This is a genomic window from Pseudomonas sp. NPDC096950 (assembly GCF_044762525.1).
Classification (GTDB): domain Bacteria; phylum Pseudomonadota; class Gammaproteobacteria; order Pseudomonadales; family Pseudomonadaceae; genus Aquipseudomonas.
On record NZ_JBIWEL010000026.1, the window covers coordinates 26,057 to 39,737 of the forward strand.

A 13,681-nucleotide genomic window follows, 5' to 3' on the forward strand; every position below is an offset into this window, starting at 1 on the left:
AGCTCCGCGTTTTGTTCAAGTTCAAGACCGCGATACTACTGGGGGCGTTGCTGATCCTGGGCAGCACCGAACTGGAAGCCGCCGCGCTACCGGGTGTTCCCGCCACCGCCGAGGCGCCGGCGAAGCCTGAACCCATCGTCCAGGGCGGGTTGTTGGGGGCCATCAGTTCCAGCATCGACGACGTGCAGGACAAGCTCGACCTCAACGACAACCTGGTGGACGCCTGGCGCGTGCGGGCGGACCGGGCGGCTGACGAAGTCGACAAACTGGTCAACCAGCCATCGGCGCGTTCCGGCTGGAGCGTGACCGGGGATTTCCTGATGCTGTCCGGCGTCTGGCTCGGCACTTTTGCCTTGCTCACGGTGCTCGGCGGGATTGCCGCCAAACGCCTGAGCCAAAACCGTTGGTTGCGCACCCGTCAGCGCAGCCAGGACCTGCTCGGTTATCTGCTGCCCTACACGCTACCCGCCGTGGTCTGTTTGCCGTTGACCCTTTACGTCAGCCATTTCCTGCAAGCCTCGGCCGGGCGGGCGTTGGCCCTGTGTTTTGCCTACGCCACCAGCAGCGGCATTTTCTCGACCTCGATGCTGCTTTGCGTGGTCGTCATGTTCAACACCGGGCACAAGCGCCCGGCGGTGCAGATCATCCGCGACTTTTGCCCCAAACCGTTGTTCCTGATCGGCTTCCTGGCGGCGCTCAGCGATGCGTTGACCAGCCCGCAGATTGCCCGGCAACTGGGTGGCAACATCACCAGCAGCGTCGCGGTGTTCACCGGGCTGTTTGCCTCGATCATCTTCGGTTACCTGGTCATCCGCCTCAGACGCCCGGTGGCGCATCTGATCCGCAACCGACCGTTGGCCCAGCGCCTCAAACAACCGTCGCTGCAAGAATCCCTGCGGATTTTTTCCGGGCTCTGGTACTGGCCGATTTTGCTGATGGTGATGGTTTCGGCGATCAACCTGATCGGCGTCGGCGAGGACAATCAAAAAGCCCTGCGCTGTGCGTTGTTCACCACGATCCTGCTGATCGCCACGGTGTTCCTGAGCACGATTTTCCAGCACCTGTTCAAGTCGCGGAAAATTGAAAAATTCCAGCGCAGCAGCGCCTACAAGGATCGCTTTCTCAGCTTGTTGCATGCCTTGCTGCGGATCGTCATGGCCGTGACCTTTATCGAAATCCTCGGGCGCATTTGGGGCATTTCGCTGTTCGAATTTGCCGAGCAAAACACCGTTGGCCGGGCGATCGGTAACGCGCTGAGCAGCATCGGCCTGATCTTCCTGGTGACCTGGTTGCTGTGGGTGGTGCTCGACACGGCGATCCAGGAAGCGTTGAAGCCTCCGGTCAGCAAGCGCTCGGCGCGGCAACCGAGCACGCGGGTCAAAACCATCCTGCCGCTGCTGCGCAACGCGATCAAAATCATTCTGGTGGTGATCTGCGCGATCACCACCATGGCCAACCTGGGGATCAACGTCGCGCCGCTGCTGGCGGGTGCCGGGGTGGTCGGTCTGGCCATTGGTTTCGGCTCTCAGCAACTGGTGCAGGATGTGATCACCGGGCTGTTCATCATCATCGAAGACACGCTGTCGATTGGTGACTGGGTGGTGCTCGACTCCGGCCACGCCGGCACCGTCGAAGGCCTGACCATCCGCACCTTGCGTCTGCGGGATGGCAAGGGTTTTGTGCATTCGGTGCCGTTCGGGCAAATCAAGGCCGTGACCAACCAATCGCGGCAATTCGCCTATGCGTTCTTCTCGGTGCAGTTCACCTACGACACGGATGTGGACAAGGCCATCGAGCTGATCCGCGAGGCCGGGGATTCGATCCGTGACGACGCGTTCCTCAAGTACAACCTGCAAGGGCCGCTGGACGTGTTCGGCGTCGACAAAATGGACCTCAATGGCGTGGTGCTGACCGCGCAATTCCGCACGGTGTCGGGCGGGCAATATGCGGTAAGCCGGGCGTTTAACCAGCGCTTGAAAAAGCTTGTGGACAACAGCCCGTGGGTGCACTTCGCGCAGACTTATCCACAGCAGGTGTTGATGCCGCATCGGGTGGTGGATGGCGCGGAAGAGGAAGGGCCTGCGCCTGCGCCGGAGAATTCGCCGGTGTTGTTGCCGGATCAGCCGCGCAGCCAGTGATGGCTGATGATCGTTCCCACGCTCTGCGTGGGAATGCAGCCAGGGACGCTCCGCGTCCCAAAAGCGGACGCGGAGCGTCCGGGGAGGCGTTACCACGCGGAGCGTGGGAACGATCAGTGACGGGTGAGTTTGCTGTGTAATTCAGCACTCGCCGACTGATCCAGCTCCACCCAAAAAACCGGCTTCCCCGCAATCTCGGCCGCCGCCGGCAACCCATCCCGATACACCAACCGATTGCTCGCCAACGCCGGCACTTTCGCACCCGGCAACAACGTCCCGGCCAGGTTCAGCGGATCAACCCCGCACACCGCCACCAGGCTCCCGTCATGGGGCCGGCGCCGCACTTCCCGCAGCAACGGAATCGCCTCGGGCAACGCAAACTGTTCGCCGGCCAAGCCACTGACAAACCGCCCGCCGCGAATCTGGCCCCGCGCCTCCAGTCGATGAAAGGTGCGTAGCAATTCGCGCCAACTCGGCAACCAGTCCGCCTCGCGCTCCAACAAACGCCAGAACACCACACCGTAGCGGCGCAGCAAGGTCATGGCGATGTGTTCCAGGGTGTCGCTCGGGGTCGGCACCGGTCGCTTGTTATCCACAACCGGCGCTGGCGGTCCGCGTCGCAACAGGGCCCAGCGCCCGGCATCGTCCATGCCGCCGACAAACGCGCCGCGCCCACGGCGACTGCTGCGCTGCTGGCGTTTGCTCGCCGGGGTGATCAGTGCGCGCAGCCCGGCAAAACTGTCGGCGTTCACCAGCCCGGCGCCCACCAGTTCCTGCAAGGCGATTTCCAGTTCGGCGCGCAGCAGGTGTGCTTCGTGGATCAGCTCATCGAAAAATAACGCGCCGTGCTGGCTCAGGGCCTCGAAAACTTTTTGCGTCTTCGGCGAGAGTTCGTTGACCGGCGTCTGCTCGGTCAAGCCGCTCCACAACCCGACCTGACTGCGCGGCAACAGCAGAATCGGCGTGCTGCGCAGTGCCGTGCTGGTGCTTTTGTTGCGCGCGGTCAGGCGCGTCCACACCAGTTTGCCGCTGCGGCACAAGTCATCCAGCCAGCTCGGTGAATAGTCCTTGAGCCGCGCTGGCAGGATATCGCTGTCCCATGCCGACGCGGCGGCGGGGTAGCCTTCGAACTGACTGACAATCGCCGGTAACACCGCGCTGCCCTGGCCTTGGGTCGCGGGAGACAAATGCTGCCAGTCGAACAGAAACCGCATGAAATCCTGTAATGCCACCGGCTCGATTTCCCGGCGCAGGCGCTTGACCGTGTAGCGATGAATTCGCGCCAGCAGATGTCGTTCGCACCATTCGTCTTCATCAACGCCCGGCGTGAATTGCCCGCGCAGCACATAACCTTCGCGCTCCAGTTGCGCCAGGGCTTGGGCGACTTGAGTCGCCGGTAATCCGAGCGGTTCGGCAATCGCTTTGAACGGCAACGGACCAAACCCACTGAGCCGCGCACGAATCACTTCCAGCACCGCTTCATCGGTGTCCCAGGCTTCATCAAACCCGGACAGCGCCTCCAACGGCGGCATCAAAACCGCCTGTGGATAAATCGCCCGCAGGCAGGTCAGGCGCTCCAGTGCCAGCCACAGCGAGTGCCCGTGATCGATCTGTAAACGGCTGGCGCGCCCCGACTCAGCGAGGGTGTTCAACCATTCGAGCCAATGCGGGTTGGCTTGAGCTTCAGCGTCGGAAATACACGCCAGACTCATCAGCGCTTCATGCATTTCATCCATACGGGTGGGCGCCGGCCAAGCCTCATCCCGCACCGCTTGAATCGCCTCGGCATCCAGCGCGCCAAGGTCATCGGTAGATTGCGGATCGCTCCAGCGCCGGTTGAGCACCGCTTGGGTGCGGCGTTCTTCCAGCGGTGCGTCGTCGAGAAAGGTGTAGGGCCGGGCGCTGAGAATTTCTGCCGCCAGTGGCGAAGGCGCCGGCAGGTCGCGGCTGATAAGGCGCACGTCGCCGTTTTCCATGCGCCGTAACAGCGCGAGCCAGCCTTCGGTGTCCATGGCTTCGTGCAGGCAATCGTCGAGGGTTTGTTCCACCAGCGGATGCTCGGGCACCTCCCGTTCGCCGGCGAGGTTTTCCACGCAGGCAATCTGATCGGGAAACACACTGGCGATCAGGTCTTCGCTTTTCATGCGCTGGATCTGCGGTGCGACTTTGCGCCCGCCGGTATAGCGCGGCAACGCCAGGGCGACCCCGGCATTCCAGCGCCAGCGCACGCCAAACAGCGGCGCCTCAAGTACGGCTTGAATCAGGATGTGCTCGGCGCTGTTGCTGTGCAGGTAGCGCCAGACGTCGTCCAGTTCAAAGCTGTGGCTGGTGGACAGCGACAGCACGATCGCATCTTCGCTGGCGGCGGCCTGCAATTCGAAGTTGAAGGTGCGGCAAAAACGCTTGCGCAGGGCCAGGCCCCAGGCGCGGTTGATGCGACTGCCGAACGGCGTGTGGATGATCAGTTGGGTGCCGCCGGACTCGTCGAAAAACCGCTCCATCAGCAACGTGTCCTGGGACGGCAGGGCGCCCAGCGTAAGTCGCGCGCGGGCGAGGTAATCCACCAGTTGGTCGGCGCTGGCGAGGTTGAGGCCAAGGGTGTCGGTCAGCCAGTCGATGGCGGGTTGCAAGTTGCCGGGCGTAGCGCCGAGCAAGTTATCGAGTTGCGCTTGCAGACGCGCCACGGCAAACGACAGTTCCGCGCTGCGCCCCGGCGCTTCGCCGAGCCAGAACGGAATGGTCGGCGGCTGGCCCTGGGCGTCTTCGACCCGGACCTTGCCGGTGTCGACGCGCAGGATGCGGTACGAGGTGTTGCCGAGCTGGAAGATATCCCCGGCGATGCTTTCCACGGCGAAGTCTTCGTTGACGCTGCCGATGTTCAGCCCCTGGGGTTCAAGCAACACGCTGTAGTCAGCGTTGTCCGGGATGGTGCCGCCGCTGGTCACCGCCGTCAGCTTGGCGCCGCGCCGCCCGCGCAAAGTACGGCTCACGGCGTCGCGATGCAGGTAAGCGCTGCGGATGCCCTGGCGCCCGTTGTAGCCCTCGGCGAGCATCTGCAGCAGCGCCTGATAGTGTTTTTCGTCGAGACCAGCGTAGGGCGAGGCCTGGCGGAACAGCGCCAGCAGCGCGTCTTCCTGCCATTCCTGGCAACTGACCTCGGCGATAATCTGCTGGGCCAACACGTCCAGCGGCGCGACCGGGATCTGCAAGGTATCGAGTTCGCCCCGGCGCACGCAGTCGAGCAGCGCGGCGCATTCGATCAGATCGTCACGGGTGGTGGCGAACAACCGACCTTTTGGCGTGCCGCCGACCTGGTGCCCGGAACGGCCGACCCGTTGCAGGAACCCGGCAATCGAGCGCGGCGAAGCAATCTGGCAGACCAGATCGACGTCGCCGATATCGATGCCCAATTCCAGGGAGGCCGTGGCGATCAGCACTTGCAGGTCGCCGCGCTTGAGCCGCTGTTCGGCGTCAAGCCGAAATTCCTTGGCCAGGCTGCCGTGGTGCGCGGCCACGGCTTCTTTACCGAGGCGTTCGCTCAGGTGCCGGCTCAGGCGTTCGGCGAGGCGCCGGGTGTTGACGAAAATCAGCGTGGTGCGATGTTCGCGGGCGAGGGCGGCGAGGCGGTCGTAGACCAGTTCCCAGACGTCGTTGGCCATCACGGCCGAAAGCGGCACCGGCGGCACTTCGATGTCCAGGTCCCGTGGGCGGGCGTGGCCGATGTCGATGATTTCGCACTCACGATCACGCCCGACAAGGAAGCGCGAAACCGCTTCGATGGGTTTCTGCGTGGCGGACAGGCCGATGCGCATCAATGGTTGCGGACACAGTGCCTGCAAGCGTTCCAGGCTCAGCGCCAAGTGGCTGCCGCGCTTGCTGGCGGCGATGGCGTGGATTTCATCGACGATCACCGTGCGCGTGGTACCGAGCATTTTTCGCCCGGAATCGGAGCCGAGCAGCACGTAAAGGGATTCCGGGGTGGTCACCAGAATGTGCGGCGCGGTCCTGCGCATCGCCGAGCGGTCTTTTTGCGGGGTGTCGCCGGTGCGCACGGCGGTGTTGATCTGCAATTCGGGCAGGCCCATCACCCGCAATTGTTCGGTGATGCCGGCCAGCGGGTTTTGCAGGTTGATCTGGATGTCGTTGGACAGCGCTTTAAGCGGCGAGACGTAGACCACCAGGGTTTCGTCGGGCAACACACCATTGTTTTCCAGACCTTGGCGGACCAGCGCGTCGAGCACAGCGAGGAATGCCGTCAGGGTTTTGCCGGAGCCGGTGGGCGCGGCGATCAACGTCGAGCGATGCTGATGAATCAACGGCCACGCCCGGGCCTGGGCGGCGGTGACCGTCGGGAAGGTCTTGCTGAACCAGGCGCTGACGGCGGGGTGGAAGCCGGCCAGGGCACTGTCTGCGGGGATGGGCAGGTTCATGTCGTAATTTATGCGGGCGGGGTGGGGAAGATGCAAGTACCGCTCAAGATCTTCGTCGATCTCTCGGGCCCTTTCGCGAGCAAGCCCGCTCCCACAGGGGAATGCGGTCACTGTGGGAGCGGGCTTGCTCGCGAAAGGGCCGGTGCAGGCACTGCAAAACCCAGGCATCTACACTTTACGGATGACGGTTGCGCACTAAACCCGCAAAATGCAACGATTCCGGCATCTATCGACGACATTGCCTGCGGGCGGTGTCGATAAAACCATTGTTCCAATCAGACTGGGCCTGCTGACTCTATGCGAATGCGCCTTATGTTACTGGGCGGCGGAAATGCCCTTGGGCAGGCGCTGATTCGCCTCGGTGCGGAGGAAGACATCGGTTTCCTCGCCCCCCGCCCACCACAAGACGGCTGGGACGCCGCGAGCCTGACGCAACTGCTCGACGACACCCGTCCGGACGCGCTGATCAACCTCGCCTATTACTTCGACTGGTTCCAGGCGGAGGCGGTCAGCGAACAGCGTCTGGCCGGGCAGGAACGGGCGGTCGAGCGTCTGGCTGAACTGTGCCAGCACCACAACATCGTGTTGCTGCAACCCTCCAGCTATCGCGTGTTCGACGGCTCCCGGGCTACGGCCTACAGCGAAAAAGACGAGCCGGTGCCCCTGGGCCTGCGCGGTCAGGCCTTGTGGCGCATCGAACAAAGCGTCCGCGCCACCTGCCCGCAACACGTATTGCTGCGCTTCGGCTGGTTGCTCGACGACAGCCCTGACGGCACCCTCGGGCGCTTCCTCGCCCGGGCCGAAACACCGGAAGAACTGCTGATGGCCGACGACCGCCGGGGTAATCCGACGCCGGTGGACGATGCGGCCCGGGTGATCATCTCGGTCCTCAAGCAACTCGATTGTGCGGCGCCGCTGTGGGGCACCTATCATTACGCCGGACATGAGGCGACCACGCCGCTGGCATTGGGGCAGGCGATCATCACCGAAGCCCGCAACCTGCATGAACTGGCCATCGACGCGCCGACCGCCCAGGCCCACGCCGCCCGGCCCGACGCTGCCGAAGAGCCGCAACACGCGGTGCTGGCCTGCAAGAAAATTCTGCACACCTTCGGGATCAAGCCCCGCGCCTGGCGCGCGGCGCTCCCGGGCTTACTGGATAGGTTCTATCGCCATGGCTGACGGCCCAGTTTTCATCACCGGCGGCGCCGGTTTCATCGGTTCGCACCTCACGGATGCCTTGCTCGCCAAGGGCCATTCGGTGCGGATTCTCGATGACCTCTCCACCGGCAAACGCAGCAACCTGCCGCTGGACAACCCCAAGGTGGAGCTGATTGTCGGCGATGTCGCCGATGCGGCATTGGTCGCCCGCTCGATGATCGGTTGCAGCGCCGTCGCGCACCTCGCCGCCGTGGCCTCGGTGCAGGCGTCGGTGGACGATCCGGTGAAAACCCACCAGAGCAACTTCATCGGCACCCTGAATGTCTGTGAGGCCATGCGCCAGGCTGGCGTGAAACGGGTGCTGTTCGCCTCCAGCGCAGCGGTGTATGGCAACAACGGCGAAGGCGAGTCGATCGACGAAGAAACCGCCAAGGCGCCGCTGACGCCTTATGCTTCGGACAAATTGGCCGGCGAGTATTACTTCGATTTCTACCGCCGCCAGCATGGCCTGGAACCGGTGGTGTTCCGCTTCTTCAACATCTTCGGCCCGCGCCAGGATCCGTCCTCGCCGTACTCCGGCGTGATCAGCATCTTCAGCGAACGCGCGCAGAAAGGCCTGCCGATCACCGTGTTTGGCGATGGCGAACAGACCCGGGATTTCGTTTACGTCGAGGATCTGGTGGATTTGCTGGTGCAGGCGATCGAGAAACCGCAGATCGAAGTCGGCGCGGTGAATGTTGGCTGGAATCAGGCCACGACGCTCAAGCAAATGCTCGAAGCGTTGCAGCAAGTGGTCGGTGAATTACCGCCAATTACCTACGGTCCGGCGCGTTCCGGTGACATCCGCCACTCGCGGGCGAACAACCGGCGGTTGCTGGAGCGGTTTACCTATCCGGAGCAGACGCCGATGCGTGTTGGATTGGCGCGGTTACTCGGCCGCTGATCGTTCCCACGCTCCGCGTGGGAATGCCTTTTCGGACGCTCCGCGTTCGGCTTTGGATGGGACGCAGAGCGTTCCGGGCTGCATTCCCACGCAGAGCGTGGGAACGATCGAAAAAGGCGCCTGTTGAGGCGCCTTTTTTTATGCTGGATTTTTGTTGCCTGGGCTGAAGTATTCGCGAGCAAGCCCGCTCCCACAGGGGAATGGGATCACCTGTGGGAGCGGGCTTGCTCGCGAAGGGGCCTTAGAACTTATAGCCAAGCCCGACCATGTAAATAAATGGATCAACATCCACATTGACCTTCGCCCGAGTGCCCGGCGCCACGGCGTCGTTTTCCACGGTCGCGCGGGTGTCGATGTCGATGTAGCGCATCTGGGCGTTGAGCATGATGTTGTCGGTGATCATGTAGTCAGCACCAACCTGGAACGCCATGCCCCAGGAGTTTTTCGCCTTGAAGTTGCTGAAGCCGTTGGCCTGGGCTTCGCTGCCGACGTGTTCGTCGTAGATCCAGGTGTAGTTGATGCCGGCACCGACATACGGCTGGAACGCCGACTTGGCGTCGAGCGGGTAGTACACGACGCTGAGGGTCGGCGGCAGGTGTTTCAGGGTGCCGAGTTTGCCGTTGGCCGCGCCCAAGGCGGTGCCTTTGATCTTCACGTCATGCTCGAACGGCGAGGCCGCGAGCAGCTCGATGCCCCAGTGGCTGTCGAGCATGTAGGCGAAGTTCAAACCCAGTTGCGTGTCGCTGCTCATGGTGGCCTTGCCACCCAGATCGGCACCCGCCAACGGACCCTGGTCAACCTTGACGCTGGAGCTGTCGGCTTTCGGGTTGACGGTGATCGCTCCGGCGCGAAGGATGATGTCGCCGGCCTCGTGGGCGTGGGCGAGCGGGGCTGCGAGCGCGAGGGCAAACAGCGAAGCGCTGAGCAAGGACGTGTTCATGGGGGCTCCAATGGACGTTAAAAATGTTCGATGTCCAATGGTAAAGAGCCATCTGATACGGTCTTTTGATGCAGCTCAATGAAACAGTGATGGGGGTGGTTTTTGTGGAACCTTTGCCGGCCTCTTCGCGAGCAGGCTCGCTCCCACAGGGTTAGGTGATCCCTGTGGGAGCGGGCTTGCTCGCGAAGGCTATCGATCAAACAACACCGAACGCCGGATTCACTCCGGCAGCTCATACACGTAAATCTTGTCCGCCTCCATCTGATACCCGGCATCCGCGAGTTCGCTGGTCGATGCCTTGACCTGCAACGACCCCTCGATCCAGTACGGCTGATACAACTCATCCAGCTTCACGCCGACTTCGCTTTTCACATGCACGATCTGGTTCGACGGCGGTGGTGGCACGTGGATGCAGGCGCCGAAATACGGCACCAGCAGAAACTCCGTGGTACGACCTTCCTCGCTCACTTCCAGCGGCACGATGTAGCCCGGCAAACGGATGTTCTGGCCGTCGAGGCTTTTCACCACCGGCGCATTCGGCAGGTCCTGCTTGGCGGCGGGCGCCGATTCAAGGGTGCTGCTCATCTGCGACAAATCATGCAGCGGCGTCATGTTCGGCACTTCCGCCGGGGCGTCCGGCGGGATCATTTCCGACCAGGTCAAATCCTTCGGCTCGGCCGCCCACAGCGGCAGGGCGACCAGCATCAACAGCGCGAGCAGAGCGCGGGGCATCTTCAACGTCCTCATAAACGGATCGACAGGCCATCGGCCAATGATTGGCGATACGCGCGCCAGGCCGGCACGCTGCCCATCAGCAGCGCGGCGATCAGGATGCCACCGAGCAGCGTCCATTCATATTCGCTCGGCCACGACAGCGGCAGGTACAAACCGTAATTGGCCTGCACGTAACCTTGGGCGGCGGCGATGCACACGTACAGCAACGCGACGCCGGCAATCACCCCGGACAGTGCCAGGGCAAAGGCTTCCAGCACCAGCAGCGTCGCGATATGCCATGGCCGCGCGCCTACCGAACGCAGGATCGCCATTTCGCGCCGCCGTTCATTGAGGCTGGTGAGGATTGCCGTGAGCATGCCGATCAACCCGGTCAACACCACGAACAGCGACACCACGAACAAGGCTTTTTCGGCGGTGCTCATCAAACTCCACAATTCCTGCAACGCCACGCCCGGCAGAATCGCCAGCATCGGTTCGCCAAGGAATTCGTTGATTTCACGCTGCACCGCGAAGGTCGAAATCTTGCTGTTGAGCCCGAGCATGAACGCAGTGATCGCTTGCGGCGTCAGGTCCATGTTGCGTGCCTGATCGGCGCTGATCCGACCTTTGCCCTGGGCAGGTACGCCGTTGTGCCAGTCGATATGGATCGCTTCCATACCGCCGAGGCTGATGTGCAACGTGCGGTCCACCGGGGTGCCGGTGCGTTTCAGAATGCCGACCACGGTGAACGGTTTGTCGTCGTGCTTGACCAGGCTGATCACCGCCACGCCATGGGACAGCACCAGTTTGTCGCCGAGTTTGTAGTGCAGCGCATCCGCCACTTCGGCACCGAGCACCACTTCGAACGGGTCGGTGGCGAAGGCGCGGCCGTCGGCGAGTTCCAGGTGTTGCTGATGGCCGTACTGGTAATGCTCGAAGTACGCCTCGGTGGTGCCCATCACGCGATAACCACGATGGGAATCGCCGAGGGACATCGGGATCGCCCACTTCACTTTCGGGTTGTTGGCGAAGTGTTCGAAGCTGTCCCAACGGATGTTGTTGGTGGCGTTGCCGATGCGGAACACCGAATACAGCAACAGGTTCACCGAACCGGAACGGGCGCCGACGATCAGGTCCGTGCCGCTGATGGTGCTGGCGAAACTGGCTTTGGCTTCGGTGCGCACGCGCTCCACGGCCAGCAGCAGGCACACCGACAGTGCGATGGCGAACGCGGTGAGGATCGCGGTGAAGCGGCGGTTAGCCAGGCTGGCCAGGGCTAGACGAAACAAATACATCTCAGACCTCGAACGGGGTGGCGGCGCGATTGAGCTCGGCCAGCGACAGGTTGCGGTCGAACAGCGGCGCGAGGCTCTGGTCATGGCTGACGAACAACAGGCTCGACCCCGCTTCGCGGCATTCGGCGAACAACAGGCGAATGAAATTCTCGCGAGCGTCGTAATCCAGCGCCGAAGTCGGTTCGTCAGCAATCACCAGTTCCGGTTGACCGATCAACGCCCGCGCGGCGGCGACTCGTTGTTGTTGGCCGATGGACAGCGAATCGGCGCGGCGGCCGAGGATGCTTTCATCCTTCAGGCCCAAATGCGCGAGGAGGGTCGCGGCGGCTTGATCGACGCTGCCGTGGCGCTGTTTCGCACGTTCAGCGCGCAATTTGGAAAAGTGGCAGGGCAACTCGACGTTCTCGCGCACCGAGAGAAACGGCAGCAAGTTGAACTGCTGGAAGATATAGCCGGTGTGATCGACGCGAAAACGATCCCGGGCGCCGGCACCGAGTTCGGTCAGTTCCTGGCCGAGCAAACGGATGCTGCCGCGATCGGGCTTCTGCACACCGCCGAGCAGGCCGAGCAGGGTGGTCTTGCCACTGCCGCTGGGGCCCTTGAGGAACAGGGTTTCACCGGGCTCCAGGCGAAACGCCGGGATATCCAGCAGCGGCGGGTGACCGGGCCAACTGAAGCCCAGGTCGGACAGTTCGATGAGTGCTTGGGTCATGTGAAACCGGTCAGGTTGTTGATAAACCCTGTGGGAGCGAGCCTGCTCGCGAAGGGGCCGTCAGTTTCAACATTGGTGTCGACTGTCAGACCGCTTTCGCGAGCAGGCTCGCTCCCACACAGGGGATCTTCGGTGAATTTAGAATTTCAGGGCTGCAGCCTTGGCCGTCACTTCAACGCCTTGCTGGCCGCTCGGGCTGATCAGTTGTACCTGAATCTTCTGGGTCGCCGGGAAGGTGTTGAAGATCGTCGCCAGGTCCAGGGTTTTCAACGCACCGGGTGCCGAGCAGCTGAACTGGTAGCGGGCGTGGATTTCGCTGTGGTCGTGGTGATGCTCGTGACCGTCCTTGTCCGCTTCGTCGTGGTCATCGTCGGCGTCGGGTTTATCACCGAACAATGGACTTTCGAGTTCCTGGGTCGCGACTTTGCAACCGGCGGCTTTCGGCAGGTTGAACAGCGCCAGCGGGTTTTCCAGTTTCGCCCGGGCAGCAGCGACTTTGGCTTTGTCGGCGTCGGTGGTGGCGGCGTGTTCGAAGCCCACCAGGTTCATCGCCGGGCTTTCCAGCTCCAGCTCCAGGGTCTGGCCGTCCAGCGCTGCGTTCAGGCGACCGACGCCATGTTCATGGGCGCCGAGGCTACCGTGTTCATCAGCGGCATAGGCGACAGCCAGCGGCAACAGGGCAAACGGCAGAGCGAGAAGCAGACGACGCATGGCGGTCTCCGGAAAGTAAAGTGAAGAGTTTGTTATGTAATCTTATAACGAAAGTGCGGGGAGTTTGACCGCCCGCTTGGCGTTGCACAAGACCCATGGGAGCATGCAGGTCAGAAATGTGCAGGAGCAGACTCATGTTGCGAATACGCGGAAGCATCGGCGACTGGCCGGTGGATTTGACCCTGGAGATGGACGACGGCGACTGGGCACGGCTCGGCGCACAGTTGGAGGTCAGCAAAACCGAGGAAGTCAGCGCCCCGGCGGCCAAACCGCTGAATCAGGATGACGCGCTGTGGCAGATCGCCAAGGACCTGCTGCGCAAGGCCGGACAATTGAGCGGGCCGGATTTGCTGGAGCAGCTGGAAGGCCTGACCGGCAGCGCGGCGTCGGGCAAGCGGTTGTTGGTGCGCCTGCGCCATTGCGCGGATGTGAAGGTGGTGAGCGGTGGGGATACGCCGCTCTATAGCTGGGTCGAGTAAACCCAAACACCAAAATCAAAAGATCGCAGCGTGCCGCAGCTCCTACAGGAGAATGAGTTCTCTGTAGGAGGGGGGGGGCGGCGGGGGCGTTTTTTGTTTAAAAAAAACCTGCAAAAAAAATTGGGCGGGGCGTGGGGACCACCCGGGGTTGGTGTACA

Annotated in this window: 10 protein-coding genes; 4 read left to right on the top strand and 6 right to left on the bottom strand. The window is 62.6% G+C overall.

Annotated elements, in window-relative coordinates:
- The first annotated feature begins 11 nt into the window (after positions 1-11).
- Positions 12-2,138 carry a mechanosensitive ion channel family protein gene (locus ACIQY3_RS28555; protein WP_403026511.1) on the top strand — a complete coding sequence of 709 codons (2,127 nt, stop codon included), beginning with the start codon at positions 12-14 and terminating at the stop codon, positions 2,136-2,138.
- Positions 2,139-2,251: 113 nt separating this feature from the next.
- On the opposite strand, the gene ACIQY3_RS28560 is transcribed toward ACIQY3_RS28555, so the two are convergent.
- The gene (locus ACIQY3_RS28560) at positions 2,252-6,568 is read right to left on the bottom strand and encodes a DEAD/DEAH box helicase (protein WP_403026514.1); all 4,317 of its coding nucleotides are present in this window, start codon (positions 6,566-6,568) and stop codon (positions 2,252-2,254) included.
- Positions 6,569-6,865: 297 nt separating this feature from the next.
- Here ACIQY3_RS28560 and ACIQY3_RS28565 point away from each other — a divergent pair, with 297 nt between their 5' ends.
- The gene (locus ACIQY3_RS28565) at positions 6,866-7,750 is read left to right on the top strand and encodes a sugar nucleotide-binding protein (RefSeq protein WP_054052295.1); all 885 of its coding nucleotides are present in this window, start codon (positions 6,866-6,868) and stop codon (positions 7,748-7,750) included.
- On the top strand, positions 7,743-8,672 hold the full coding sequence (locus tag ACIQY3_RS28570; protein ID WP_403026517.1) for an NAD-dependent epimerase/dehydratase family protein: 930 nt from the start codon (positions 7,743-7,745) through the stop codon (positions 8,670-8,672). Before ACIQY3_RS28565 ends, ACIQY3_RS28570 begins: the two co-directional genes overlap by 8 nt.
- 241 nt (positions 8,673-8,913) lie before the next feature.
- Here the strand turns inward: ACIQY3_RS28570 and ACIQY3_RS28575 are convergent, their stop codons facing one another.
- The 5 genes from ACIQY3_RS28575 to ACIQY3_RS28595 form a co-directional block, all read right to left on the bottom strand.
- Complete coding sequence (locus ACIQY3_RS28575; protein WP_403026520.1) at positions 8,914-9,612, bottom strand: OmpW family protein; 699 nt, start codon at positions 9,610-9,612, stop codon at positions 8,914-8,916.
- A 219-nt stretch (positions 9,613-9,831) separates the two neighbouring features.
- Complete coding sequence (locus ACIQY3_RS28580; RefSeq protein ID WP_403026523.1) at positions 9,832-10,344, bottom strand: DUF3299 domain-containing protein; 513 nt, start codon at positions 10,342-10,344, stop codon at positions 9,832-9,834.
- Positions 10,345-10,355: 11 nt separating this feature from the next.
- Entirely contained in the window at positions 10,356-11,621 is a 1,266-nt protein-coding gene (locus ACIQY3_RS28585; RefSeq protein WP_403026526.1) for an ABC transporter permease, read from the bottom strand.
- 1 nt (position 11,622) lies between these two features.
- Positions 11,623-12,333: an ABC transporter ATP-binding protein gene (locus ACIQY3_RS28590; protein WP_092277477.1), complete on the bottom strand. Its 711-nt coding sequence runs from the start codon at positions 12,331-12,333 to the stop codon at positions 11,623-11,625.
- Positions 12,334-12,471: 138 nt separating this feature from the next.
- On the bottom strand, positions 12,472-13,044 hold the full coding sequence (locus ACIQY3_RS28595; protein WP_403026529.1) for a DUF2796 domain-containing protein: 573 nt from the start codon (positions 13,042-13,044) through the stop codon (positions 12,472-12,474).
- 134 nt (positions 13,045-13,178) lie between these two features.
- Between ACIQY3_RS28595 and ACIQY3_RS28600 the strand changes: the two genes are divergently transcribed.
- Positions 13,179-13,523: a hypothetical protein gene (locus ACIQY3_RS28600; RefSeq protein ID WP_403026532.1), complete on the top strand. Its 345-nt coding sequence runs from the start codon at positions 13,179-13,181 to the stop codon at positions 13,521-13,523.
- Positions 13,524-13,681 lie beyond the last annotated feature (158 nt).

Bases quoted from the DNA above. Each gene is read 5' to 3' on its own strand.
- ACIQY3_RS28575 (WP_403026520.1), bottom strand. From the start codon at position 9,612: ATGAACACGTCCTTGCTCAGCGCTTCGCTGTTTGCCCTCGCGCTCGCA.
- ACIQY3_RS28590 (WP_092277477.1), bottom strand. From the start codon at position 12,333: ATGACCCAAGCACTCATCGAACTGTCCGACCTGGGCTTCAGTTGGCCC.
- ACIQY3_RS28560 (WP_403026514.1), bottom strand. From the start codon at position 6,568: ATGAACCTGCCCATCCCCGCAGACAGTGCCCTGGCCGGCTTCCACCCC.
- ACIQY3_RS28570 (WP_403026517.1), top strand. From the start codon at position 7,743: ATGGCTGACGGCCCAGTTTTCATCACCGGCGGCGCCGGTTTCATCGGT.
- ACIQY3_RS28565 (WP_054052295.1), top strand. From the start codon at position 6,866: ATGCGAATGCGCCTTATGTTACTGGGCGGCGGAAATGCCCTTGGGCAG.
- ACIQY3_RS28595 (WP_403026529.1), bottom strand. From the start codon at position 13,044: ATGCGTCGTCTGCTTCTCGCTCTGCCGTTTGCCCTGTTGCCGCTGGCT.
- ACIQY3_RS28600 (WP_403026532.1), top strand. From the start codon at position 13,179: ATGTTGCGAATACGCGGAAGCATCGGCGACTGGCCGGTGGATTTGACC.
- ACIQY3_RS28585 (WP_403026526.1), bottom strand. From the start codon at position 11,621: ATGTATTTGTTTCGTCTAGCCCTGGCCAGCCTGGCTAACCGCCGCTTC.
- ACIQY3_RS28580 (WP_403026523.1), bottom strand. From the start codon at position 10,344: ATGCCCCGCGCTCTGCTCGCGCTGTTGATGCTGGTCGCCCTGCCGCTG.